General features: G+C 21.7%; 22 protein-coding genes, 2 tRNA genes and 2 pseudogenes. 7 read left to right on the forward strand and 19 right to left on the reverse strand.

Going from position 1 to position 26202, the window contains the following annotated elements; translation table 11 throughout:
* Positions 1–46: 46 nt before the first annotated feature.
* The 6 genes and pseudogenes from tmk to LFWB_RS02950 all read left to right on the forward strand — a co-directional run.
* Positions 47–694, forward strand: a pseudogene (tmk, locus tag LFWB_RS02925) (dTMP kinase); the annotation flags it as partial.
* A gap of 173 nt (positions 695–867) precedes the next feature.
* Positions 868–1497 (forward strand): hypothetical protein, encoded by a 630-nt coding sequence (locus LFWB_RS02930; protein ID WP_210954507.1) that lies wholly within the window; start codon positions 868–870, stop codon positions 1495–1497.
* Positions 1487–2968, forward strand: coding sequence for a replicative DNA helicase (locus tag LFWB_RS02935; protein WP_210954508.1), 1482 nt, complete (start codon positions 1487–1489; stop codon positions 2966–2968). The genes LFWB_RS02930 and LFWB_RS02935 overlap by 11 nt, the downstream gene beginning before the upstream one ends.
* Before the next feature lie 11 nt (positions 2969–2979).
* The gene (locus LFWB_RS02940; RefSeq protein WP_210954509.1) at positions 2980–4308 is read left to right on the forward strand and encodes a toprim domain-containing protein; all 1329 of its coding nucleotides are present in this window, start codon (positions 2980–2982) and stop codon (positions 4306–4308) included.
* Positions 4309–4344: 36 nt separating this feature from the next.
* Complete coding sequence (locus LFWB_RS02945) at positions 4345–4980, forward strand: phase variable surface lipoprotein (RefSeq protein ID WP_210954510.1); 636 nt, start codon at positions 4345–4347, stop codon at positions 4978–4980.
* Positions 4981–5499: 519 nt separating this feature from the next.
* On the forward strand, positions 5500–6444 hold the full coding sequence (locus LFWB_RS02950; protein WP_210954572.1) for an IS3 family transposase: 945 nt from the start codon (positions 5500–5502) through the stop codon (positions 6442–6444).
* A 1204-nt stretch (positions 6445–7648) separates the two neighbouring features.
* On the opposite strand, the gene LFWB_RS02955 is transcribed toward LFWB_RS02950, so the two are convergent.
* The 13 genes and pseudogenes from LFWB_RS02955 to LFWB_RS03015 form a co-directional block, all read right to left on the reverse strand.
* Entirely contained in the window at positions 7649–8950 is a 1302-nt protein-coding gene (locus LFWB_RS02955; RefSeq protein WP_210954573.1) for a DUF2963 domain-containing protein, read from the reverse strand.
* A gap of 290 nt (positions 8951–9240) precedes the next feature.
* Positions 9241–9885, reverse strand: coding sequence for a hypothetical protein (locus LFWB_RS02960; RefSeq protein WP_210954574.1), 645 nt, complete (start codon positions 9883–9885; stop codon positions 9241–9243).
* Positions 9886–10220: 335 nt separating this feature from the next.
* Positions 10221–10865 (reverse strand): PAQR family membrane homeostasis protein TrhA, encoded by a 645-nt coding sequence (gene trhA, locus LFWB_RS02965; RefSeq protein ID WP_210954575.1) that lies wholly within the window; start codon positions 10863–10865, stop codon positions 10221–10223.
* A gap of 40 nt (positions 10866–10905) precedes the next feature.
* On the reverse strand, positions 10906–11319 hold the full coding sequence (locus LFWB_RS02970; protein WP_210954576.1) for an HIT family protein: 414 nt from the start codon (positions 11317–11319) through the stop codon (positions 10906–10908).
* A gap of 51 nt (positions 11320–11370) precedes the next feature.
* The gene (rnhC, locus tag LFWB_RS02975; protein WP_210954577.1) at positions 11371–12171 is read right to left on the reverse strand and encodes a ribonuclease HIII; all 801 of its coding nucleotides are present in this window, start codon (positions 12169–12171) and stop codon (positions 11371–11373) included.
* Between the two features lie 113 nt (positions 12172–12284).
* Positions 12285–12931, reverse strand: a pseudogene (locus LFWB_RS03995) (uracil-DNA glycosylase).
* Between the two features lie 9 nt (positions 12932–12940).
* Entirely contained in the window at positions 12941–13495 is a 555-nt protein-coding gene (locus LFWB_RS02985) for a signal peptidase I (RefSeq protein ID WP_210954578.1), read from the reverse strand.
* Between the two features lie 142 nt (positions 13496–13637).
* Positions 13638–13729: transfer RNA gene (locus LFWB_RS02990), tRNA-Ser, on the reverse strand.
* Positions 13730–13916: 187 nt separating this feature from the next.
* The gene (locus LFWB_RS02995; protein WP_210954579.1) at positions 13917–17186 is read right to left on the reverse strand and encodes an ATP-binding protein; all 3270 of its coding nucleotides are present in this window, start codon (positions 17184–17186) and stop codon (positions 13917–13919) included.
* Positions 17183–17797 carry a DUF4194 domain-containing protein gene (locus LFWB_RS03000; RefSeq protein WP_210954580.1) on the reverse strand — a complete coding sequence of 205 codons (615 nt, stop codon included), beginning with the start codon at positions 17795–17797 and terminating at the stop codon, positions 17183–17185. Before LFWB_RS03000 ends, LFWB_RS02995 begins: the two co-directional genes overlap by 4 nt.
* A 189-nt stretch (positions 17798–17986) precedes the next feature.
* Positions 17987–18757 (reverse strand): HAD-IIB family hydrolase, encoded by a 771-nt coding sequence (locus LFWB_RS03005; protein ID WP_246454210.1) that lies wholly within the window; start codon positions 18755–18757, stop codon positions 17987–17989.
* Positions 18758–18976: 219 nt separating this feature from the next.
* Positions 18977–19063: transfer RNA gene (locus LFWB_RS03010), tRNA-Leu, on the reverse strand.
* 51 nt (positions 19064–19114) lie between these two features.
* Entirely contained in the window at positions 19115–20761 is a 1647-nt protein-coding gene (locus LFWB_RS03015) for a DAK2 domain-containing protein (RefSeq protein WP_210954581.1), read from the reverse strand.
* Between the two features lie 513 nt (positions 20762–21274).
* On the opposite strand from LFWB_RS03015, the gene rpmB reads away from it, so the two are divergent.
* Positions 21275–21463, forward strand: coding sequence for a 50S ribosomal protein L28 (gene rpmB, locus LFWB_RS03020; RefSeq protein WP_246454211.1), 189 nt, complete (start codon positions 21275–21277; stop codon positions 21461–21463).
* 27 nt (positions 21464–21490) lie between these two features.
* On the opposite strand, the gene LFWB_RS03025 is transcribed toward rpmB, so the two are convergent.
* The 6 genes from LFWB_RS03025 to LFWB_RS03050 all read right to left on the reverse strand — a co-directional run bounded on the left by LFWB_RS03025 (position 21491) and on the right by LFWB_RS03050 (position 26195).
* Positions 21491–22417, reverse strand: coding sequence for a phosphatidate cytidylyltransferase (locus tag LFWB_RS03025; RefSeq protein WP_210954582.1), 927 nt, complete (start codon positions 22415–22417; stop codon positions 21491–21493).
* Position 22418: 1 nt separating this feature from the next.
* A complete protein-coding gene (frr, locus tag LFWB_RS03030; RefSeq protein WP_210954583.1) occupies positions 22419–22973 on the reverse strand; it encodes a ribosome recycling factor in 555 nt (184 codons plus the stop codon).
* 12 nt (positions 22974–22985) lie between these two features.
* Positions 22986–23690, reverse strand: a complete 705-nt coding sequence (gene pyrH / locus LFWB_RS03035) for a UMP kinase (protein ID WP_210954584.1) — start codon at positions 23688–23690, stop codon at positions 22986–22988.
* Between the two features lie 60 nt (positions 23691–23750).
* Positions 23751–24581 (reverse strand): translation elongation factor Ts, encoded by an 831-nt coding sequence (gene tsf, locus LFWB_RS03040; RefSeq protein WP_210954585.1) that lies wholly within the window; start codon positions 24579–24581, stop codon positions 23751–23753.
* A gap of 179 nt (positions 24582–24760) precedes the next feature.
* Positions 24761–25555 carry a 30S ribosomal protein S2 gene (gene rpsB / locus LFWB_RS03045; protein WP_210954586.1) on the reverse strand — a complete coding sequence of 265 codons (795 nt, stop codon included), beginning with the start codon at positions 25553–25555 and terminating at the stop codon, positions 24761–24763.
* 175 nt (positions 25556–25730) lie between these two features.
* Complete coding sequence (locus tag LFWB_RS03050) at positions 25731–26195, reverse strand: dCTP deaminase/dUTPase family protein (protein WP_210954587.1); 465 nt, start codon at positions 26193–26195, stop codon at positions 25731–25733.
* Between the last annotated feature and the right edge of the window lie 7 nt (positions 26196–26202).

The raw sequence follows: 26202 nt of genomic DNA on the forward strand, positions 1-26202 counted from the left end.
AATTTAAAAGACTCTCTTGTAGAGTCTTTTTTTATTATCTAAAACCCAATTAAAGGAGAAAAAAATGAAACTTATAGTTTTTGAAGGACTAGATGGTAGCGGCAAAACAACTTTAATTCAAGAATTACAACAAAAACTAAAAAAACAAAAAATAAATAATAAAATTTATCAAGGTTTAGGAAGTAGTTCTATTGGAACAGAAATAAGAAATTTATTTTTAAATTATAACCAAGTTGATTACATTACTCGTTTTTATCTTAGCATCACTAATATGGCTCAAATCCAAAAAGAACTCATCTATCCTCATTTAAAACAAAATCAACTCATAATCTTAGACCGTTGGTTACCATCAACATATGCCTACCAATTATTTCCTTATCTTAAACAAACAAAATCTTGTTTCGATTTAAAAGAAATTTTTGATATCACTCATAAAAAATTATTTATTAAACCTCATTTATTAATTTATCTAGATATTAATCCTCTTATTGGTAAAGAAAGAAAACAAACCCAAAAAAACCATCAATTAGATATTATCGAACAAAAATCCTTAACTTATCACCAAACTGTCCATAAAGGTTATTATCATTATTTAACTCATTATCAAAACAATAAACAATTAATTCTAAATGGTATTGATTCCCTTCAATCAAATGTTACTAAAATTATGAAATTAATAAGAGATATAAAATGAAAAAAATCATAAAGAAAAAATGTCAAAACGGTAATTTATATATCTATTTTCGCAACGGCAAAATCAAAACAATTCATAAAGATGGAATTATTACTTGGCGTACTAAAAAAATCTATTAAAACAAACCAAAGACCCTCAAAAAGGGTCTTTTTTATTTAGAAAGGAATTTAAAAATGTTAACTAACCAAGAATTTATTAATATCAACCAATTAAATACCAACTCAAAATCAGTTCAAATCATAAAGCTTATTTTCAACAAAGCAACTTTGAATCTTACTATTGATAAATATATGAAAAGTAATCACATTCAATTAAATCATTATTTCGAAACCAACAACTTTTGTTCCCAATCCCAAAAATCAATTCGCGGAAAAATTAACGAATACCTGATTTTGCTTTATTTAAACCATAAAGGAATTAAATGTTTATATCCTAAATCATATTTATTTTTCATCCCCGACATCAAATTCGACTTGGTTTTATTCACACAAACCAAACGCATTATCGCCTTCAATTTCAAAACTTGCCTTCGTGAACGATACAAACAAGCCATCATTGAAGCACAACAACTAAAAAAACTAGACACTCGTTTTGAATATTATTTATTAACAAACGATGAAGTTGAAACTCAAAAACTCAATAATAAAATTAAAAACGGTAAAGTACAGTCAATTAATAAAGTAATTAATTTATTTTCTGATAATGCTAATCTCTTCTTAAAAACCTTACTAATGAATGAATTCATCACTTTTCCCAATATTAATTTAATTAAAAAGAAGGAGTTAAATAAAAATGTTAACTAACGAACACCAAGCCTTAATTCAAATTATTAATTACATCGAAAAAGGGGAGTGGAACAAATTAAAACTTTATTGTCAAATAATCAACCCTAAATATTTAACCAAATCCAATCACCAAAAAATATATAACGCTTTAAAATATTTATATTTAGAAAAAAAATCAACTCATCCTTGGGATAAAATCAAAACCAAAGAGACAATTATTAAAGAATTACTAACTTATCTTCAAACTCATTATCCTCAAGAAAATTTTAATAATGAATCTTTGATGTTTTTAAACAATAATAATATCCATAATGAACATCTTTTAGAAAATTTAAAACATACTTATACCCAAGAAACTTTATTTCAACAATTAATAAAAACAATCAACCCTTCTTTTGATAATCAAGATCTTTATCATAAGCATTTATACTACCAAGAAATCTTTGATAAATTAAGAAATTTTATTAATCTTATCCCAAACAAAAAAGATAAAACTTTATTAACCTTGAACCAAATGACAAAACTTTATCCCGAAGTCTTTGAAACCGACAACATTTCCAAACAAAAAATCCAAGAAGAATATTATCGTTTATCAGACACTTTCAAAGGATTAAACCAAGCCACTAAAGGGTTCAAAAAAGGTCAAATCATCACCATTGGAGGCTATACTGGTTTAGGTAAAACATCTTTTATCTATAATCTTCTTTTAGATTTAGCCAAAACTAAATACCAAGAAAACCAACATTATCCTTATATGTTGGTTTTTTCTTTTGAAATGACTTCAGAAGAAAACCTAAATCGTTTATTATCTAATCAAACTCAAATTCCTTTAGATGTTATTTTAGATAAAAATTTTGATAATATCACACAACAACACTATACGAAAAAGATGATACAAGCAAAACAATTTTTTACTAATATCAACTTATCTTTTAGTTATGACCAAGAAAAAAATATTAATTATATTGTTGATTTATTGTATCGTCTTCATTTAGAATCCAAAATAGAAATTGTAGTCATTGATCACCTTCAAATCACAAAAGCGAGTAATAAAATGGATAATGACCGTTTAGCCATTGATGAAATCATGACCAAAATTAAAGAAATCGCCATCGAATTAAAAATTGTCATTATCATTTTATCTCAATTTTCAAGAGATACTTATTCTAATTATAACGGAAAATCCCCAGAAATCACCGCACTAAAAGGCTCTGGCGGAATTGAAACCAATTCCGACATAGTATTAATTATGTCTGAATTTAACCCAAATATTAAAAAAAATACCACCAAACCCCTAAATATCTATACTTCAACCTTAAATCAACTATATTTAGAAGCTGATGACAATGATAATCAAAAAATAATTGAAGTAAATATTAAAAAAAATCGCAGCGGAACTAAAAAAACTTTAGTCTATCATTTTAAAATGACAACTCAAACTTTTCAAGAAGTAGGTTATGTTTTACCTTACCAAATAGAAGATTTTTAAGGAGTAAAAAAATGAATAATCAAGAAAAAATTAACTACATCAAAACTAATTTCCCCATGATAGTTTTATTAAAAAAATTAAACATCCTCCCATCAAACTTCAACAGCAAATATCGTTTTCCTTGTCCCATCCATCAAGGTCTAAATCCAACAACTTGTCATATAAATGATAACAATAACATTCACTGTTGGAAATGTTGTCGCGATTTTGACATTATTGATGTTTATAAAGAAATTCGTGGAATCACAAACTTTAACGATGCAGTCAAAAAGATTTTAAATTTTATGCATTCTCAAAAATTTGAAATCTTAACAAATAAAGAAAAAACTAACACCTCAATATCCTCCAACCCTTTCAAATTACAATATCATCCTCCCAAACCCCATAACCCAATAGATGAAACAGAAATTAATATCAAAAAAACACAATTATTCAAAGAAATATCTCCCTTATTTAATCAAATAAGAGATTATTATAATTATTTGTTAACATCCAATCAAAATGATGAAAGGAAAATAGGATTAGATTATTTAACACAAAAGCGCCAATTAAATTTAGAAACAATTAAAGAATTTAAATTAGGTTATGCTCCATTATCAAATAAACCATTATCTTTTAGATTAATCAATTTCTTAAAAAAGAAAAATGTTAATATTGATAAATTAGTAGAATATGGTTTTATCAAAGAAAAAACTAATTTCAAAGGAAAAAAATATTATCATGATACTTTTCATGGTTCTATCATTATCCCGATTGAAAATGGATATGCTAAAACATTTCACTTTTATCAAAACCATTTTTGCGATACTAGCTATTTTCAACCCAAATATCAATCTCTTAATAATTTCAGCCAAACCCCCACTTTTCATTTTAGTTATCGTTTCTTTGAAGCATTCCCTTGCATTAAACAAACTAAAATTATGATTGTTCATGAAGGCTTTTTTGATGTCATTAGTTGTTGGCAAAATGGAATTAAAAACGTTGTGGGATTAATTTGTGTCACACAATTATTTTCTCAAACACAAATAGACATTCTTAAAAAAGAAAATATTAAAATCATTATTGCCTTAGACAATGACGAAACAGGAAAAAAACGTAGTGAATTATTAGGTGAACAATTAAAAAAAGAAAATATTATCTATGAAATTAGACACATTTTACCACCTTATAATCAAACTTGTAAAGATGTCGATGATTTATTTAAACAATATGGAATCCAAGCTTATCAAAAATGTTTCTTAGACCCATATATTTCTTACGAAGCGGCCAAAAAGAAACAAATAGTAGATTTAGCTATATATTACTTTGGCAAAGATAAAGTAGAAGTAATTAACGAATAATTTATTAATTAATTTAAAAAAAGGAGAAATAAAATAATGCAAAACAATACCAATCAAGAAATTAGAATCGGAGGTGAAATTAATAAACAAAATACTCCCACTGATTTAGAACAAATCAAACACTTTTTGAAAACTTTAAAAGAAGATTTAATTAACCTCACCATTATTAATCATTCCAAAAAGAAAAATACCTACCAAGAAGCTAATTATCGCCCTAAAAATCAAACTTTATTTATAGATCCAAAAATCTTAGAAGAAATTAAAAAATACAAAATAGACATAATTAAAGCCATAAAAGTAGATGACAATACAAAATTATTACTTAACCCTTCAACCCCTCTTAAAACTCAAAATAATACCCTTAAACATCAATTTAATATTTTCCAAATCAATTATAAAAATGAAACCAAAAACCAAATAAAAGAATTAATGAGCAAAATCAATATCAATAAATTAGATACTTTAAAATTATTTAAATTAGATAATCATAAAAAAGATAAATATGATAAACCTTTAAAAAGCAATTATAAAAAAGGTTTAAATATTATTTATTATCGCTTAGAAGATTTAAAACACATTAAATTCTTTATTACCAAAGATAAACGAGGATATCGCATCAGAAAATTACATCCCAAATATAAATATATATCTAAAACAAAACAAATTATTTAACTAACAATTTTATGACACTTTTATGACACTTTTATGACACTTTTATGACACTTTTATGACACTTTACTGACACTTTACTGACACTTTACTGCCCCCAAAAACCCTTTTTGCAACAAGCTTATTTAACAAGTGATATTTGATATTTTATATCGATAATGATAATGATATTCGATATTTGATATTGTCGATATATCTTTTTTTTAAATTATTATTAATTATCGATATAAATAACATCTCTTTTTTAAAACCCTTTCCATTGGAAAAAGATTGTTTATAAAAATATAAATCAAATAATATAAGCGCTGGAGCGCTAACAAAAATAAAAAGAATACATAATAAAAAGAAAAATAATAAAGAATCCCCCCATTGCGCTGCCCCCCTTTTTTTTCAAACCTTACCAATTTCATCAGCGCAAAACTAAAAAATAAAACAAATTAATGGTATTTTTTTGATTTAAAAACCTTTTTGAATTATAATTATTAATATAATCAAAAAAAATAAGGTAAATAGTGTTTAATAATGAAAAAATTAAAACAAAAATTCAAATTATTGCAAAAAATGATTGAAAAAATAACTAAAATTGATAAAAAAATAGTTTTTAATTTGGTTAAAAAATTTAAAAATAACTTAAATCTTACTACCATTTTAAAAACTATCCAAATCAAAAGAAGTACTTATTATTACTGGTTAAAAATTAAAGAACAATTAAAATTAAAACAAGAAAAATACCTTTTGCAACAAAAAAGAATCGAAGCTTTATGTTGTAATCATAAATATTTTTTCGGTCATCATAAAATTACTGTTTTATACCAAAAAACTTTCAATGAATCAATTACTAAGAAAAAAGTTTATCTCATTATGAAAGAAAAAAATATTTTTTGTCGGTTAAGAATTAAAAAAAATAAACATCATTATAAAAATAATTTACAAAATAAAATTAAAATAGTACCTAACTTAATCAATCAAGAATTTATTTCATCTCGACCCCTACAAAAACTATTCACTGATATTACTTATTTTAAAACTCCTCAAGGTTTTTTATATTTTTCTTGTGTTATAGATTCTTTTAATAATCAAATTATCGCTTCACATACTTCTAATTGTCAAAATAAAGATTTAGTATTAAAAACAATCCAAAAATTACCTAAATTAAAAAAACCTTGTATTATTCATTCTGATCAAGGTTCAGTTTATCAATCTCTAAAAGTTCAACAAATCCTAACTAAAAAAGGTTTTTTAATCAGCATGTCCCGCAAAGCCACTCCACGTGATAACGCAGTAATTGAAAATCTGTTCGGCCAAATGAAAAGTATTTTATATCATCGTCATCCTTTTTTATTTCAAAAAACAATTCCAAAAATCACAAAAATAATTAATCAATTTCCTTCTTTTTGGAATCATAAATGGCTTTTAACTAAATTAAATAATTTATCCCCTTTACAATATTTTCAAACTCTTAGATAAATTATTAGTTAAATTTACATAAATAATATAACCTTATAAAAAAGGTTACTTTTCTGCACCCTTTTTTTAAGAAAAATATTAAAATTATATAAAAGATTATTTTCTTTTTATTTTGTAGACACCTTTTTAACTTTTTTTACCTAACTATATATATGGAAGGGTAAAATATTGAAAAAAATATCTTTTGAAACTAGCAAATTATTAAAAAACTTTAGACACTTTTTAATTTAATTAAAAACAACTTTGTTAGTTTGAAAAGATATGAAATTATCTACTTAATTTTAAGTTTTAAAGAACAATTTTAAAATTAAAATATGTCCAAAAAAATGGAACAGCGCAACAATACATATGAGAATAAACATTAACCAACCATCTGAAGGATAACAAAATCATAATTGTCATCTCTTTCTTCTTGCGTATCGCCATCAAAATAAACTACTAATATTTCTATCTTCAACTTTAATATACCAACGAACAGAAACATTTTTATTTGAATTATATTAAAAAAACAGAACTTATAGAACCTTGAAAATTAGCATTAATGTTTTTTTAAATAAGTTCGTTGTTTATAAAAACTACATAAAACCTCGTAAATAATTTTTTTTTAATTATATTAATAAGTTAAATGAAAAAAATTATCAACAATTACCTAAAATAAACAATTTTATCGACTTTTTTTAGTTGGTTTGATTATACTTTTATAACAACTTATTATTGAAATGAATTAACTATCTTATTTTATCTTTTTAACTTTGAAAATTCAAAATAAATAATCATAATATATTATGAAACTAATTTTTAAATTATAAACATAATTATTTAATGTGATTATGATTTATAAAAAAGACTCCTTTATAGGAGTTTTTTTGTTTTACAATATAGAAAACATCGTAAAATTTAAGATAATTTTATTTTTTTATTCTTTGATATCTTGTTTTATTTATTATATTTTGATTATCTAAAATATTTTTATTTAAACTTAAAAAATCAAAAAATATGACTTTTTTAATTTTTTTGTAATTGTTTCATTAAAAAAAACTTTAAAATAAGATATTTTTTTGTTTGTGGGAGTTATTATTAATTTTTTAAAAATTTATATAATCAACATATAAAAATTATAACAAAAAAATCAATTATTTTTTTTAGAAAAAATAAATAAAAAAGAACTTATTAAAGTTCTTTTTTATTATCATTAATTAAAAATTTAATTTAAATTATGTTGAACTATAATTCCGTTAGAAAAAATACTTCTTAATAATTCATTTGTATCAAAGTTATATTCATAAGTTATAAAAAAATAATTTCTAAAAGTTTCTTTTATTAATAAAGATGTTTTTGGATCATATTCTTTAATGGTGCCATCGGATAATTTTTCTTTTAATAATGTTCCTGTTTCCTGATCAAATTCTTTGATGTGTTTTTGATCAGGAGAAACCCATTTAATAAGTTTTTTATTTAATGGGTTGTATTCTTTAACCGCTTCCATAATTACACAATCTTTAGTAATAATTTGTTTTATTTCTCCTGATTCTTCTTCTAGTTGAATTTGGGTGCCATTAGGTAAAATTATTTTTTTTAATTTATTATTAAGATTATATTCTTTTATTGATTCTTTTATAATTCCATCTAAGTAAATCTCTTTTATTAATATTCCTGTTTGAAGATCGTATTCTTCTGTTTTATCATTAGGGATAATCTTTTTTATTAATTTACCGTTAAAAGAATTAAAAATTTTTATAACTCCATCTGGAAAAATTTCTTTTATTAACGCATTAGTGTATAAAGAATATTCTCTAATATAACCATTATCGAAAATTATTTTGGTTAATTTTTTAGAATTCAAATCATATTCTTTTATGACTTTTTTATCAGGAGTAATATCTTGAAAATAATGAGAATAATATTGTCTGATCGTACCATCCGGAAAAGTTTCTTTATTTACGCAAGAAAAATATTCTTTAACAAAATTATCATTGTAAATTTCTTTAATTAAATGACCTGTTGAATCATCGTATTTTTTTTGATGTTTAAAGATATTATTTAATCCGCTAACTAACTTTTCTTCTACTAAATTATATGTCTCGGGGCTGTATTCTCTTGTGCTACCATAAGAGTCAGTTATTTTCTTAACTTTTCCTTTTTGATAATCATATTTCAATTCTGTTCCGTCTGGAGAAATTATTTTTAATAGATGTGGTTTTTCTTCGCTGCATATTATTAAAATGTTATTTAATAACATTTTAATAATAGATGATTTGGTTTGACAAATTTTAGGTACTATAATTTGTTCTTGTTCCTGTAGATGCGGATCATCAATCAAATCTTTTTTAAATTTTTTTTTATTATCTAAAACGGATATTTGTTCATCTTTATTAACATTTGTATCTATTTTTTTATTATTTTTATTTTCATATTTTATTATTTTATATAAAAGAAAAATTAAAATTAAGACGAAAATTAAAAAAAAGAATTTGTTAAAAAAATTATTTTGTTTATTCTGGATCAAATAATTTCCCTTCTAACTTTTGAAAAATCTTATTTTTGAAAGCATTCGAAACCTTTTTTATTATATATTAAAAAACCAACGATGTAAGAAGAAAATTATTAAAAATTATTTTTATTAATTATATTATAAAATTGATATTAAAATAAAAAAAACTATCTTTTGAAAAAACTTTTTATTATGTAATTTAATTTTTGATTTTTTTTATAAATAGAAAGATTAAACTTATTAATGAGAAGATAACTGAAATTATCATTTTAATTCGCCAATCAAAAAAAATTATTTGGATTAAATTAATTTTCTAAGTAATTATTATAATTTTCTAATATTTTAGGTTTTATAAATGAAAATAAAGTAAAATGAAAAAAATTTGATATTATCATAGGGATCAAATTATTTAAAAAAATATACAAATAAACTAATCTATCCGGAAATGTGTCTTTCTTAATCATTTTTTCAAAAGACCTTTTATAAAAATCCCAAAATGATATTCCATTTAAAAATGTACCCATAGTTTGAATTAATATAATTAAAGCAAAAACTGAAAATATTTTTGTATTATTATTTTTTGTTTGATTTTTGCCAAAATTTAAAAAAATAGATAAAAATAGAAAAGACAACACAGGAATAAAAGTTCCAAGTGTTTCTGTTTTTAATATTGATAATTTCCTTTTTTCTCCTGTCCATTTCATTACTTCGTTTGCAGCAGTCAATTGCGAAAATTTGTCCCATGAATAAATAAAAGAAAATAGAAATAAATATATCAAAATAAAACAAACAGAATATCTAAAAGGAAATATCGAACACATAATGATTATAGGAAAATACCAATAAGGCCAGAAAAATTTACCATTTGGTAATTTGAAAATTTTAATATAATTAAACATTAATAAAAATTCATGAACTTTGGATAGCATTAAAGCAAAAGAAATTAACATACTTCCTAAAATTATTTTTTTTAACATATTTTTTATAAGATATAATTTAATATTTTTTATTTATTATTTTTTTAATAAATAAAAACGCCTTTCGATTTTTATAAATAAAATATTTTATTTAAAAAATTAATAAAAAGTGTACAAAAAATATCTATATATAGAACAATTTAAAGGATTGTTTGCTTAGAAATAATACATTAAGACCATAAAAAAAGACCAAATTATAGTCAAATTATTTTTTTTAATAATAATTGAAATATTTCCTAATTAAAATAACCATCAAGATGATTTTAGCAAGGTTAAGAATAATTTAAAAATATTTAAAAAATTATTATTTATTTTAAACATTTGATAAAATTATAAACAGCGAAAACATGAAATAAATTACCTAACATAACGAATAAATGCCAAATAAAATGATAAAATTTTTTATATAAATTTTTATAAAAAATTATACCCAAACTATAAAAAATACCACCTAAAAATAAAAATATTAATATCGAAGGTTCTTCATGTATATGTTTCTTTAGAGAAAATATAACAAAAATACCGCTCCAACCTAATAATAAAAATATAATTAAATGTAATAATTTATCTTTTCGCATTCGAAATATTTTTAGCATTACACCGATAAAGACAAAAATAGATTGAAAAATAAAAAAAAATAAATTTGGTCCTTCGGGTAATAATAAAAAAGGAGTAAAACTTCCCCAAATTAATAAATAAATACAAATATGATCGAATCTTTGAAAATGATTTTTAGCTTTGCTAAAAGATAAAGAATGATATAAACAACTCATAAGATAAAGCATAAACATTGTTAAAGAAAAAAATAAAAAAGATATATGAAATTTTTTATAAGTATAACAAAAAATTATAAAAGAAATTATACTAACAGGGATCATCACCCCATGAGAAATAGCGTTAAAAATTTCTTCAACTATTGTTTGTTTATTTTTATTTCTTGTAGGCCATTTCATAATTTTTATTATCAACACTCTTTTCTAAAATTGAATTTTTTTATAAATTATTTAAAATTTTAAATTTAATTTTCTCATAATCATTTGATTTTAAATTATTACTGTTATTATTAAAAATCATTTTGATTTCTTCTAAAGAAAAACGAGGCAATAAATGAACATGATAATGTGGGATCTGTTGCCCAGAACAAATACCATTATTATTTAATAAATTTATACCTGGACATCTAAAAGTTTGAATTAAAGCTTTGCTTATTTTCTGAACTATCATAAATAAGTGTTGAAAAACATTTTCAGGAACTTCTTCGATAGTTATATATTCATCCTTAGTGACTACTAAAGTATGTCCTTTAGTGGCCTGAATGATATCTAAAAAAGCTATAACTAAATCATCCTCATAAATAATATAACCAGGTATTTCTCTTTTAATTATTTTAGTGAAAATAGTAGACATTAATTTATTCCTTTTATTTAACTAAATTTATAATTATAAATTATCGCTATCTTATTTATCATTTTTAATTATATTGTTTTTTATATTCTTAAAATTACATTTAGATATTTGTAGGAAAATATCAAAATTATGTTTGTTATGAATATCTATTATTTGTTCATTAACTTTGTGGTCAGCGCCTAAACATATTTCTACGCCTAACATTTTACTTATATTTTCTATTTCTTGTAAGAAAAAATATCTCGCTATAATAGAAGCTAAAGTAACGCTTAAATATTTGGATTCCGCTTTGGTTTCAAAAATAATTTCTTTATATATTTCTTTTTCTTTGTTTAAATAATTAAAATATAAACTAGAAGAAGCGAATTGATCCATTACAACAATCACGTTTTTATCTTTTATTTTTTTTAATATATTTATAATAGCCAAATTGTGACATAAAGCTTTGATTTTGTTTAAATTATTTGTTTTGTTTAATAAATTATATTCAGAAGGGGTTAATATTTGAACCTGATGTAATATTTTATCTTTTATCAATTCATATATTTTTTTAATTTTATTTTTTGATAATTTTTTTGAATCTTTAATCCCTATTTTTCTTAAAAAAGGAATTTGTTTTTTAGTTATTAAAGCGGTACAAACAACAATAGGACCAAAAACATCTCCTGTCCCGACTTCATCAGAACCGATAATACCAACAATATTTTTTTTGTTCAATTCTGGGAAAAGATTATAACTATATTCGCATAAATCATCAGAATTAGAAATGATATTTTTTTTATTATTATTTTGTTCTAAAAAAATATTTTTAGCAAAACGAAAATTCTCTTTACTATTATCTTTTTTTTGCATTTTTCTAAACCTTATCAATATTTTGTTAAAAAAATATTATAACAATAACAATATATTTGAAATCGAATTTACAAAGTGTCCTTGAGAAAAATTATTGAAAAAATATTTTTTTATCATCTATTTAAATCCCAATTGATAGGTGGGATATTGTTTCGATTTAAATAATTATTAATCTTAGAAAAAGGTTTTGATCCAAAAAAACCTTTATAAGCTGAAAGGGGCGAAGGGTGGCTACTTTTCAAAATATAATTTCTATCTTGATCGATATATTTTTCATATTCTTGTGCTGATTTTCCCCATAATACATAAACTATTTTTTCTTTTTGTTTTAAAAAAAGAAAAATATTTTTAGTAAATTCTTCCCAACCAATATTTTGATGACTCAAAGGCTTATAAGCTTCAACTGTTAAAATACTATTTAATAATAAGACTCCTTCTTGCGACCATAAAGTTAAATCATTGTTATAAGAAATCAAATTTAAATCATTTTTTAATTATTTGAAAATATTTCTTAAACTAGCTGGTGTTGTTTTATTTTGGGTACTAAAAGATAATCCATGCGCTTGGTTCTCGCCTGGGTAAGGTCTTGTCCTAAAATAACTACTTTTAATTTATTCCATGGGGTTAAACGAAAAGCTTCAAATATATTTGGATAAAGAGGGAAAATTGTTTTTTTCATTTTTAATTCATATTTTAAAAATTTAATTATATTTTGAAAATATTTTTTCTTTTTTTCTTTGATAAGAATATCTTTCCACATTATATTTTTTTATTTATTATTATTTATTTTTTTCTTAACACTAAATGTTTGGAATAGAAATAACGCTGTTAAAAATAAAAAAAACAAAAATGAAGAAATAAAAATGATCTTAGCGATACTTTTTGGTATTCTAAAAACATATTTCCCTATTACTCGATCATATTTTATAGGTTGGTCTGGGAGAAGATTAGCATCTCCTTGAGTTGTTATTTCATTGGATACCTCATCATTTTCGATTACTCTATGAATGATAGGAGGTTTAGTATCATTATCTTTGTAAACAACAATATCTCCCTCTGTTTTATCTGCTTTTAAATTTTTTTTGTCTTCTTCCGAAATATATTTTATTATAACCCAATCCTCTGTTTTTATTGTTGGTTCCATACTTCCGCTCCCGACATAACAATGAACAAACTTTAAATATTTCAAATTAAATTTAAGATCTTTTTTTAAATGACTAATTACAGATACTATAAATAAATAAAAAAAAAGAGAATAAAAAATAAAATATAAAAAATTAGAAAAAAATTTTTTAAAATGAACCATTTTTTTATTAACTTTCATTTTTGTTTTATTAACTTTTATTTTTTTAATAGTTATATATTAAAAAAAATTATATATTCTTCATTTTATAATTTGAAATATAAAAATTTAATTTTTTAAAAGGAATATATTTTAAATTATAAAATATATTTTATTTAATATTTGGCGGAGCAGAAGGGATTCGAACCCTTGCACCAATCACTTGGACTACGTCCTTAGCAGGGACGCCTCTTTAACCTACTTGAGTACTACTCCATTTATTAAGGGAAAAACAATATTTTATAAAAAATAATTTGATGCAAATTTAAAAAATATTAAAATACATATATTTAATTATAATATAAAATAAATCAATAATAAAGTAATAAAATTTTTTTAAGAAATATTTTACTTTTTCAAAAATAAATATTTCTTAAAAAAATATAAATAAATAAAAAAATAATCATATATTTTTAATAAAATCTTCGACAATGGCGTAATTATTTTCTTTCATAACAATTAAATTAGTTTTAGTATAAGGAATAACATTGATAATTCTTTGTGGTGGTACCGAAATAATAAATTGTATTTTTAAACTATCAAAAAAAGACATCATAGCCTCTATTCTGATCTCGTCCATATTATTAAAGGCTTCGTCAAATAAAATTAAACAACCTTTATTTTGGCTATTATCTAATAATAATTGTTCAAAACAAATAGCGATAATAATATAAAAAGGTACTTGGGTTTCGCCACCTGATTTTTCTCTAAAAATTTTTGAGAAAAGAGAATAATCCCCGTTTTTATTATAAATCTTGATATCATAACTTAAATAATTTCGATAATCTAAGAAAGCATAATAAATATTTTCATACTCTTCTTCAAAAGATATTATTTTATTAAATAATTCATTTATAATAATTTCTTTATAAGAATCTATTTGTTGATAAAATTCGTCTGTTTGTTCTTGTTTGTTTTTTTCTATAAAAAAAGAATAATATTTTTTATATTCAGGGTCTTCGGAAGCTTTAGTTATAATTTCGTAATAATCATTCCCAAAAGGTCTATTTTTTAAAATATTATTTAAAATTTGTATTTGTTCTTGTGCTTTGATAATACTTTCTTTCAATTTATTAATAAATTCTTCTTTAAAAATGATTTCTGTTTTTTCTCTTAATTCTTTTGCCTCTTGTTCGTATTGAATTAAATTTTTGGAATTAATTAAATTATATTCCTCCAGAAAAAAATTTAAATTTTCAAATTTAGGTTCTATATTAAACAAATGATAATTATTAATATATATTTTCATAAAAGAAATAAGTTCTATTTTGAAAATGTTTTTTTGTTGTTCTATTTTTTTGATATCTTCTTTTATATTTTTTAAAATAATATCGTAATGACTGGAATATTCGTTAATATAATTTTGATATTGGATATTAGCCGCTTCAATATGAATAATTTCTTTGTTTTCTTCTTGCGACAATTCTTCTTTATATAAAATTAATTCTTTTTTTATATGTTCGATCTGATTAATATAAATTGCATCTTCATTTTTGTTTTTTGCTATTAATAATAAAATATCATCTAAATTTTTATTTTTTATTTTTTTTTCTTCATTTAATTTATGAATGTTTTCTTCTAATTGAACAAGTTTATTATTAATTTTTAAATCGGAAATTTTTGTTTTAATATCAGAAATATTAACTTCTATTTCTTCTTTTTTAGAAATCCATTCGAAATAATCACTGTTAATTAATACATTTATTTTGCTTTTAGTCATTAAAGAAAACAAATTATCATTTTTATTTAAAAATTCTTTTTTTGTAATAAATTCGTTTTTTTGTATATTTATTTCTTGTTGAATAATTTCTTGACGTATTTTCGATGAATTCATACCTATATAAGGTATTCTATAAATTTGAGGATTTATTTTTTTAGCGGTATAATTGCTATATATCATACATTGAGGTGTAATAGCTGTTTTATGTTTTTTTAAATTTTCTATATTATGTTCGCATTTAATATGAGATAAAAGTATTTTTGCGTATTTAAAAGCGTCTGAATTGTTACTAGAAATATAAGAAGCTAAACTATCTGAATTATTTAAAATATCGGGTATTTTTTCTACATTTACTAAACCAACATCATAAATTCTTAAATCATCTTGTAATTTATCAAATATTTTCAGAGCGTCATTAAAATATTTATGTTCAATAATTAAATTGAATTTTCTAGTTCCTAAAAAACCTTCGATAGCATTTCTCCATAATTCATCTTTAATTTCTATTAAATGACATAAAGGATGAACAAAAATATTTTTATTATATTTATTATATAATTGTTCTTTTAATAAACTACATATTTTAAAAAAATGATTATTAAAAGAAATAGCGTTTTGATTAATTGTTTGTAATTCAGAATTATTTTTATTAATTTGAATTTGTAAATTTTCGATTTCTATTCTTAAATTATTTTGTTTAATATTTAAATCAATATTTTGTTTAGATAAATATTGTGATAATTCTTGTAAATTTTCTTTTAATAAAGGATTTTTTTTATTATTTTTGGATTCTAAAAAACTATTTATTTCCAGAATCTTTTTTTCTAAAAAAGGATTTTTTTGTAAATGTAATAAATTTAATAAAATTGTTTTTTCTTCTAATAATTGTTTTTGAAAAAAATTTATTTTATTTTGATATTCTTGAAGGATTGTTTCGCATTTTTTTAAATCTTTTTGTAAAGAATGTAAATAAAAACCTAAATCATCTTTATTTTTATTAGTTTGCAACTCTAAAATATAATTATTTAAATTTTCAATTTCTTCTTTTAATTTTTTTTGTTCTTTAGATAAATTTTGTAATTCTATTTGTTTATTTTGTTGTTTTTTTTCTATTTTTTCTAAATTTTTTTCATTTTGTTTTACATAAACTATTTTTTCAGATAAAAAAAGGGTTTTAATTCGATTATCTAAAGATTTAATTTTTTCATCAATTTCTACAATTTTTTTTAATTCTTTTATTTTTTTTTGTTCTAATTCTATTTGAGATTCTATTTTTTTTAATTGTTGAACACTTTTTTTTAAACCAATAATATTAATCGGTTGTTCATCTAATAAAAAATCAAAAATAAATTTTTGTAAATTTAAAGGTTTAAAAGATAAAGCTTTTGGTAATATTTTTAAATATTTAACTATATTAATTCCTAAATATTCACCCACAGCTTTATGATATTGTTTTTTAGTAGTAAAAAAATCAAAATCTGATTTTAAACTTCGGAAATAAGAACGTATCTCCTTTGAGTTTTTAGGTTTATTATCGGTGGTAAAAATTTCAGATGTTAAATTTAATCCAGTAAAAAGATAAAAAGAATCTTTTAAAGCGCCTTTAAAGGGGAGTTCTAAAACGCACCCAAAAATAGTATATTCATCTTTAACAGAATCATAAAATTCTAAAGAAATATTAGAAATAACATCTTTATTTCTTAAAAATTCTTTATTTTCGATCCCGATTTTACCTTTGATATAACTTTCTAAAGAACGCTTAGCGTTTTCGTTAGCAGCTATATTAAATTTGACGTTATTTTTTTCTCCTATTAAAATATATTGTAAGGCGTCTAATAAAGTTGATTTTCCTGCGCCGTTTTCACCAGAAATCAAAACATTTTCTTTTATTTTTATATTTTGAGTAGTGAATAAATGCCAGTTTATTAATTGTATTTTAGTTAATTTTTTCATAATTCGTTTTTTACAAAATTTAATGTTGTTTTATATTCTTCGATAGCGTCTAAATCTATTAAATAAAGAATAGAAGGATAAATTTTAATAATTAAATCATCTTGTAAAATATTATTATCTGTATAATTTATAATATTATATCTTTTTAATAAAGTTAAAATATTTTTCATCTTTTCTTTAGTTAAATTTTTCATTTCTTTGTATTCTATATTGTGTAATTTATTGTAAATATCTTGTAAATAGATCTGGATAATATTATTTTGCGAAGCTGTTTCTTTTTGTTTTTGAAATAAAATCCTTAATATAATCAAGATTAAACTTTCTTCTTTTTTTAATTTTAATTTATTAAAATTATGTAAATTTTTAATAAAAATAACTTCATCATATTTTTTTATTTCTAATTCAAAATCGATTAAATTTAAAAAAGAAGAAAAAAGCTCTTTGTAAAAGATAATAAAACGATAATCATTGACGTCTTCTGGTTTTTGAATAGTTAAATAATTTACTTGAAGCAATTTATTAACGATACGAGAAAAAACATTTTGTTCTTTTTCTTTCAATGTTTTAAAATTATTAGTAAAAATTTCTAATTCTTTTGTTTTTTCTAACATTTTCAAACCCTTTTTAGAGAAAATTATAATAATATAAATTATTTTTTTTAATTTTTTATTAAAATTTTTATTAAATTGAATAAAAATTTTAATAAAAAATTATTCTTATATACTTTAAATTAATTATTTCATTTCTTTTTAAAAATTAAATAATTCATATTATTTTTTTTTAAATAATATGAATTATTTTTAACATAATCCGTTTTTTTGGAAAAATTCATACATTTTATCTTCTTCAATATGAGGAGTTTTTAAATTGATTTTTTTCAAAATTTCAGGAAATTTACAATTACCCATAACAATGCCGATATCAGCGTTCTTTAACATTTCCAAATCATTACAACCATCACCGATACAAATCAATTCATGATCAGGATATTTTTCTTTTATTTTTTGAACGCTATAATCTTTAGTAATATCTTTAAGTGTAAAATCAGCATGATTTTGCCAGAAATAAGTTTTAAAATATTTTTTTTGATTCAAAAAAGGTTTTAATTTTTCTTTATCTGAGCCAAAAATATTCAACATAAAAACTTTTTCTTTGAGATAAAATTGATTATCAATAGGAGTGTCAATTTCAGAATGCCAATATTCCATAATATTTTTAATATTTTGTTCCATTTTTTTCGGATGTTCACAAAAAAAAGCTGTTTTTTTTGCTCCTATAAAAGAAGCAGTTATTTCATTATTATTTTGAATCAATAACTTAATTTCTTTTAAAGTTTCTTCTAAAAAAGGAATAGGAATTGTGTTTTCTTCTATAATTTTGTTATCTTCCAAAACTAAAGCACCGTTAGTAAGAACTAAATACTTAAAATGAGGTAAAATTTCTTTAATTACATCTAAATTTGTATAATTTCTTCCTGTCGCGATCCCTAATATAGTATTAGGTGTTTTTGATAATTTCAAAATTAATTTTTTAGTTTGTGCTAAAATCATTTTATTTTTATTACTGTACAAAGTTTCATCAATGTCAAAAAAAAATAATCTCTTTTTAATGATATCAAACCTCTATTTCTAATATTTAATTTTTATTTATAATTTTTTGAATTAAAAAAATTATATTATTTTGATTATATGTCAAAAAAATAATTTTTTTAAAAAAAGAAATAAAATAATCATTCATAAAGTTAAATAAAATAAAAAATAAAAATTTTTTTTAATTCAAAAAATTTTCTCTGGTGTGGATAATGAGACTCGAACTCATAAGAGAAATATTCTCACATGCCCCTCAAACATGCGCGTATACCATTCCGCCATATCCACAAAAATTTTAATGTTTTATTAAAAAACTTTTATATAAAACATTAAAATTTTTTATTCTAAAACAAAAATAAAAGGATAAATTTCGCTATTATTTTGAATTTTTTCCACTTCTAAATCAGGGTATTCTTGTTCCAAAAAAAACTCTATTTTAGATAAATTTTCCTTAGATATATTGTTTTTATTATAAAAAATAGTTAAAAAATTATTCATATTATCAATCATTTTTTTTAATAAATTCTTAATTAACACCGTTAAATCTTTATTTTTTTCGACAATTTTTTTTTTAAAAATAGATAAAAAATAATGAGATAACAATTTAACTTCTTTTTCATTGGAATATTTAGAATCAATAATTTCGCCTATTTTAACTTTTTTAATATTTTTATTAATATTTTTGATATTTTTTTCTAACGAAATATTATTATCAAAAACCAAAAGAGCGCTATAAATTTCTGCGATATTCTGAGTATTAATAATTTGAACATGAGTATATTTTTTTTTCTTAAAAAATATTTTTAGCTGTTCTAAAATATTAGAATCGTTTGGTAATATAATAATATTTTCAGCATTATTTTTGTTAATTATCTTTTCTAATTTTTCTGCAGAAAAATTCTTTTTATGAGAGTCAATAATCAAATTAGCTTTCAAATCTTTAAAAATATTTTGAATTTCTTCGCCAGAACCAAAAGTAATAATAAAATATTTATTTAATTTTGAATAAGTTTTTATATCTTTTAATGACATAAAATTTTCTTTTTGTTTTTTCATGTCATCAATTTTAGATTTGATTAAGGTTCCGTACACTAATAATTCTTTTAAAACTTTATCAGAATCATTAGTGTGAATATGAATTTTTAACAAATCATTATTTTTAAATAAAATCAAAGAATCACCATAATTCTGAATTTTGGCTTTATTTAATTCTACATCGAAAGAATCTGGTTCGTTTAATTTAATGATAAATTCTGTGCAATATAAATATTTTAAATTTGAGTCATCATTAATATGATTACTTTGGGAATGATTATGAGAAAAAATTGAATTATCATCTGGATCTTTCAATTCCACATCATTCAGATATAATAACATTCCTTCCAAAATAAAAACAAAACCTGTTCCTCCGCTGTCTACTACTTTAGATTTTTTTAAAATAGGTAATAAATCAGGTGTTTTATTTAAAGCTGTTTTAGCGTTTTGAATTATATTTTCGATTAATTCTTTTATAGTTTTTAATTCTTTTGAATTATTTTTTGTATTTTCAATAGATTCACGCATAACAGTTAAAATAGTACCTTCGACAGGTTCCATAACAGCCTTATAAGAATTTTTAAAACCGTTAACTAGAGCTTCAATAAATTCTTCAAGATCGATAACTGTCTTTTGTAAACGATTGATAGATTCATAAATACCATTAAAAAATTGAGATAAAATAACTCCTGAATTCCCTTTAGAACCTATTAATAAAGCTTTAGATAAAATACGAGAAATTTCTAAAATAGATGAATTTTCAACAGCTTGAAGTTCACGAACCCCTTCCATCATAGTCATCTGCATATTAGTACCAGTATCACCATCTGGAACAGGGAAGACATTCAAATTATTTATTTGTTGATAATTTTTTTTGAGATTAAAAGTCCCGTTTATAATCATTTTTTTAAACAAATTACCATCTATTGATTTAATTTTTTGTTTTGACATTTTGTTAAACACCCTTTTTATTTTGTTTTTTATTATGGCACAGAATTTAATTAAATATTTATTTGAAAAATTATTAACGATGACCAATGTTTGAACTTTATTATTTTTTTGATAATAATTTTAATTTCTTTCATTGACAAAAAATAAATTATTATCACTGTTTAAATTTTTTTATTTTGTTCTCCGATTAAGAACATCATATTTTCCATATATTTTATTAATTAAACTTTTTTATTATTAAATTGAATATAGTAATTTCAATATTTAAATAATTAAAAAAATATTTTAAATAAAATATGTTTTTAATAATTGTTTTTATTCATTATCAAAAAAAACGTAATAGAAAAAATCTAAATCAACTATATTATAACATATCAAAATATTTTCGAAAAATATTTTATTTTGGTTTAAATATCTTTGATTGTAATTAAATTTTAGATAAAGATATAAAAAAATATGTTATACTAATTAAAGAAAATATTTTTATAAAAAGGGAGCATAAAATAAAATATTATGAGTAAATGTTATATTACTGGAAAAAAAAATCTGTTCGGAAATAAACGTAGTCATGCGATGAACGCTACAAGAAAAGTATGGAAAGCCAATTTACAAAAAGTGAATGTTATTGATGAAAAAGGCAAAAAAGTTAAAGTTTATATATCGGCTCGCGCTTTAAAAAAATTAGAATTAAAAAGAGTTTAAATCCTTTTAATTCTAATTTTTTTTTATTTATTTGTTTAAAAATAAAGAATGAAGAAAATCGCTAATATTATCATTAGGGAACAAAAATAATACAATTATAAAAAAAGATAAAAATAAAAGAGAATCAAAACGATCTAATAAACCACCATGACCTGGTATAAAACCGCTAAAGTCTTTAATAGAAAAATCTCTTTTTAATTTAGAAGCGATCAAATCTCCCATTTGAGAAATAATACAATTAAAAAAAGTAAAAATAAAAAATCCAATACTTATTACATCATGAAAAAAAATAAAACAAATAAAAAAAGTAAAAATAATTCCTATTATCGAACCTTCCCATGTTTTTTTAGGGCTTACACTAGGGAATAATAATCTTTTTCCGAAATAATAACCTCCTAAAAAAGAAAAACTATCATTCGAAATAGTGATAACAAAAAGATAACAAAACCATCGATAATGAAAACAATTCAAAACAAAAAAACAAGAACTACAAAAAACAACATATATTAAAGCGAATAGAATCGAAAATAAATTTTGAATGTGAAATTCATGAATAAATAAATAAAATAACCACAAAATTAATAAAAAAAACAAAACACCAAATAAAATATGTTCGGTTTTAAAATTAATTATTATTTTTTTTATTAAATTATCTTCGCTTAATTTATTTGAGATGTTTTTTAATAAAAATAAACAAAAATAAAAAAAATAAAACAAACTATAAATTAAAAAAATAAACTGTAAAAAAATATTTTTTGATGTTTTATTTAAATTCAATATTTCTTTCGTTGTCACAAAAACAATTATTAAAGCTAAAAACAAAACAAAAAAAATAAAAAAATTTGTTTTGTTTTTTTTATCTAATTCAGTGGTAGCAAAAAAACAAAACAAATTTATAAAAAAAAGTGTTAAACCTATATAAATTTTATTAAGAGGGGTTCTTTTTTTAATCATTTCAAATTTTTAACAATTCATTATTTTTGCGAATTGTTTCGTTATCAATAGATTTAATAAATTTATCACTTAAATGTTGGATTTCTTTTAAACCGCGCTCTTCTAAATATTCATTGAATTTATTTTTTTTTATTTCTTCATTTCCTTGACGGCGAATATTTCTTATATTTACTTTTGTTTGTTCTTTTAATTGATCTACTTGCTTAATTAAATTTTTTCTTTTTTCTTCTGTTAATTTAGGGAATAATAATTTTATTATTTTACCATCGTTAGTAGGAGTTATTCCTAAATCAGAAGAAAAAATAGCTCTTTCGATTTCAGGAATCGACATATTATCAAAAGGTTTGATATTGATTTGATTTCCTTCGACAATACTTATATTGCTGATATTTTTTAAATTTATTTCCGCACCATAATAATTAATCATGATTTTATCTAATATTTTAGGATTAGCTACCCCTGTGCGAATCTCATTAAACTTATTAATCATCGCTTCTTCGGTTTTTTTCATCTTTGTTGTTGATTTGTTCAAAATTTCTTTTAATATTTCTTCCACTTTTGTTCTCCTTTAAGAAGTTATTAAAGTACCTATATTTCCTTCAAAAATAATTTTTTTAATATTTCCTTTTGTATTCATATCAAATACTAAAATATCGATACCATTTTCCCAACATAAAGATACAGCAGTTACATCCATAATATTTAATCTTTGATAAATAATATCTTTATATTTAATTTTTTTCAATAAAACAGCGTCTTTATGTTTTTTAGGGTCTTTAGTGTAAACTCCTTGGACTCCATTTTTAGCCATTAAAATAACATCTACATTTAACTCGGTAGATCTTAAAGCAGCAGCGGTATCTGTAGAAAAATAAGACAATCCTAAACCTGCTCCTAAAATAACAACTCTATTTTTATTTAAATGTCGGTTCGCTCTCTCTTTAATATAAGGTTCTGCGATCGAAGTGACAGGAAAAGCTGTCATCACTCTAGTTTCTACTTTTAAATGGTTTAAAGCGTCTTGTAAAGCTAAAGAATTGATAATAGTTCCTAACATCCCCATATAATCAGATTGACTACGAACCATACCTAATTTTTCCCCTAAAAGACCTCGCCAAATATTACCAGCACCTACAATAATAATTATTTCTATTCCTAAGTCTTTAATCTCTTTTATTTCTTCTGCTATTATTTTAACTGTTTGAGGATCAATGTTAAAATTTTTTCCTTTTAATGCTTCTCCACTTAATTTTAAAAGAATCCTTTTAAACATTAATTAACCCTCTCTTTTTTTAAATAATTTTTAAATATAAATTTATTTTATTATTCTTTTTTATGATTCAAAACAATAATAAGCAATAACATTTACTTTGTTTTTTGCTAAATATTCTTTTATTTGTTGATTTTCATCTATATAAAAGGGTTGTTCTAATAAACATACTTTTTTTAAAACAGATTCTAATCTATTTTGAACTATTTTTTCTACTAATTCTGGTTTTAGAGGTCTATTAATGTTTTTTTCTTGAACTTGTTTTAAGGAAATATTGTTTTCTTCTTCTATAAATGATTTATCTACTAATTCTTTTTTCAAAAATTTAGGTTTCATTCCTACTATATGAACTGGTAAATGTTCTTGGACGTCTTGCGAAAAACCATCTAAATGAACTAAAGAAGATATTTTTCCTCCTTGGTGTTTATAAAAACCAAAACTTTCTTTATCTTTTTTATAAACTACTTGAATACGAGATAAAATAATTTGTTCTTTGATAATGAAAGATTTTTCTAAAATTAACTCTTTAATACTTTGCCCTTCGTAACGATAATTCAAAAAATCATCTAAATTTTGAACAGAAGAATCAACCTTCAACAAAATATCACCTATTTTGTTATATAAATCCATAAAATTTTGGTTTTTAACAACAAAATCTGTTTCCGCTTTTAATTCATACAAAACAGCCTTATTATTTTGAATAAGAATATTAGTCAACCCTTCAAAATTTTCTTTTGTTTTTTTTGTTTTATAATAACAAAGACTTTTTTCTTTTAATAATTTTGCAGCAGCTTCTAAATCTCCATTAGTTTGTTCTAAAAATTTTTTACAATCAGAAAGTCCTGCTTTTGTTTTGTTTCTTAATTCTTTAATTAATTCAATTATTATTTTCATTCTGGATTTAACCTCTTTGTTTCTTTATAAATTAAAAAAATTATTTAACATTTAATATATAAAAAGTTTTTTTGACATAAAAAAAGATGTTATAATAACATCTTCATTCTGAACAAATAATAAAAATATTTTATCAACGTATAAAAAATTTTAAAATTAATTTTTATAATAAATTATGCTTAATTTTTAATATTTTCAACACCTTCAGAAACTTCAATATCTTTGATATTTTTCTCTTGAACATTATTATTTTTAATATTATTATTTTTTCGTTCTACTTCTATAACCGCATTAGCTATGATAGAAGTTATCAATTTAACACCTTTAATAGCGTCGTTATTAGCAGGAATAACATAATCTACTGAATCTGGGTCACAATCACTATCTACAATACCAAAAACTTTAATATTTAATTTACGTGCTTCTTTAATAGCTATAATGTCTTTTTTAACATCGACTACAAAAATAGCTTCTGGTAAGCGTTCCATATCTTTGATGCCACCTAAAAATTTTTCTAATTTTTCTCTTTTTCTCATTAATGTAATGATTTCTTTTTTAGGTAATTTTTCCCATAAACCTTGTTCTTCTTGTTTATATAAGTCTTTTAAAAAATTTATTCTTTTAAAAATAGTCGCAAAATTAGTAAAAGTACCACCTAACCATCTATGCACAATAAAATATTGTTTAGATCTTTGAGCTTCTTGTTTAACTATTTCTTGAATTTGTTTTTTAGTACCTAAAAATAAAACTTTTCCGTTATTCGAAACCAATTCTACCATTTTTTTATAAGCTAATTCAACGTGTTCAATTGTTTTCTTTAAATCTATAATATGAATTTTATTTCTAACGATAGGAATACCAGTATCACTTGAAGAAAAAAGATAACGTTTCATTTTGTGATGACATTTTCTAGCTGCATGTCCAAAATGAATTCCCGATTCTAATAATTGTTTAATAGAAACAACCGATGACATAAATAAAAATAACTCCTTTTAATTTTTGAAAAAAATCTCAAATAATATCCTAATAATATTTTTTAATATTATTTTTTTAAAAATTGTTCGAATTTAAAAAACCTAAATCTAAATTATTTTATCATATTTTCTTATTTTTTACAATTGATTATATTTTCAAAATCAAATATAAATATTAATCATTGTCAGTGCTACCAAAACCACTTTGACGAATTTTATCCTTTTCTACAAAATCATCCTGAGTTAAAAAAAATTCTTGTAAAATTCCTTGAGCGATTCTTTCTTTTTTTTGAATAAAAACATTTTCATCAGAAAAATTATATAAAGGGATAAAAATATGACCTTCATTACTTTTATTATTATAATAATCACTGTCAATAATACCCACATTATTAGGCATGGTTAATTTTTTTTTCAAAGATAAAGATGAACGAGGATAAATGCATAAAACTTTATTAGAAGCGAAACAAGCTTTAACACCTGTCGGAACTAATACTATTTCTTTTGGTTTTATAACAATAAAAACCGCAGATTCAAAATCATATCCAGCACTAAAAATAGTCTGTCTTTTTGGTAAATTAATGTCTTGTTCTTTATAAGAACTCACGATTTCAAAAAAAAATTTATTTTTCATATTCATATTTTTT

Origin of the sequence: Candidatus Phytoplasma luffae (assembly GCF_018024475.1) — a bacterium.
Taxonomy (GTDB): domain Bacteria; phylum Bacillota_I; class Bacilli_A; order Acholeplasmatales; family Acholeplasmataceae; genus Phytoplasma; species Phytoplasma luffae.

Excerpts from the sequence above, each read along its gene's own strand:
- trhA (WP_210954575.1), bottom strand. The coding sequence starts at position 10,865 with ATGAAATGGCCTACAAGAAATAAAAATAAACAAACAATAGTTGAAGAA.
- LFWB_RS02970 (WP_210954576.1), bottom strand. The coding sequence starts at position 11,319 with ATGTCTACTATTTTCACTAAAATAATTAAAAGAGAAATACCTGGTTAT.
- LFWB_RS02945 (WP_210954510.1), top strand. The coding sequence starts at position 4,345 with ATGCAAAACAATACCAATCAAGAAATTAGAATCGGAGGTGAAATTAAT.
- tsf (WP_210954585.1), bottom strand. The coding sequence starts at position 24,581 with ATGAAAATAATAATTGAATTAATTAAAGAATTAAGAAACAAAACAAAA.
- LFWB_RS02930 (WP_210954507.1), top strand. The coding sequence starts at position 868 with ATGTTAACTAACCAAGAATTTATTAATATCAACCAATTAAATACCAAC.
- LFWB_RS03050 (WP_210954587.1), bottom strand. The coding sequence starts at position 26,195 with ATGAATATGAAAAATAAATTTTTTTTTGAAATCGTGAGTTCTTATAAA.
- LFWB_RS02960 (WP_210954574.1), bottom strand. The coding sequence starts at position 9,885 with ATGTTAATTTCTTTTGCTTTAATGCTATCCAAAGTTCATGAATTTTTA.
- LFWB_RS02950 (WP_210954572.1), top strand. The coding sequence starts at position 5,500 with ATGAAAAAATTAAAACAAAAATTCAAATTATTGCAAAAAATGATTGAA.
- LFWB_RS03015 (WP_210954581.1), bottom strand. The coding sequence starts at position 20,761 with ATGTCAAAACAAAAAATTAAATCAATAGATGGTAATTTGTTTAAAAAA.
- LFWB_RS02985 (WP_210954578.1), bottom strand. The coding sequence starts at position 13,495 with ATGAAAGTTAATAAAAAAATGGTTCATTTTAAAAAATTTTTTTCTAAT.
- LFWB_RS02995 (WP_210954579.1), bottom strand. The coding sequence starts at position 17,186 with ATGAAAAAATTAACTAAAATACAATTAATAAACTGGCATTTATTCACT.
- LFWB_RS03025 (WP_210954582.1), bottom strand. The coding sequence starts at position 22,417 with ATGATTAAAAAAAGAACCCCTCTTAATAAAATTTATATAGGTTTAACA.
- rpmB (WP_246454211.1), top strand. The coding sequence starts at position 21,275 with ATGAGTAAATGTTATATTACTGGAAAAAAAAATCTGTTCGGAAATAAA.
- LFWB_RS02935 (WP_210954508.1), top strand. The coding sequence starts at position 1,487 with ATGTTAACTAACGAACACCAAGCCTTAATTCAAATTATTAATTACATC.
- rpsB (WP_210954586.1), bottom strand. The coding sequence starts at position 25,555 with ATGTCATCGGTTGTTTCTATTAAACAATTATTAGAATCGGGAATTCAT.
- rnhC (WP_210954577.1), bottom strand. The coding sequence starts at position 12,171 with ATGCAAAAAAAAGATAATAGTAAAGAGAATTTTCGTTTTGCTAAAAAT.
- LFWB_RS02940 (WP_210954509.1), top strand. The coding sequence starts at position 2,980 with ATGAATAATCAAGAAAAAATTAACTACATCAAAACTAATTTCCCCATG.
- pyrH (WP_210954584.1), bottom strand. The coding sequence starts at position 23,690 with ATGTTTAAAAGGATTCTTTTAAAATTAAGTGGAGAAGCATTAAAAGGA.
- LFWB_RS03000 (WP_210954580.1), bottom strand. The coding sequence starts at position 17,797 with ATGTTAGAAAAAACAAAAGAATTAGAAATTTTTACTAATAATTTTAAA.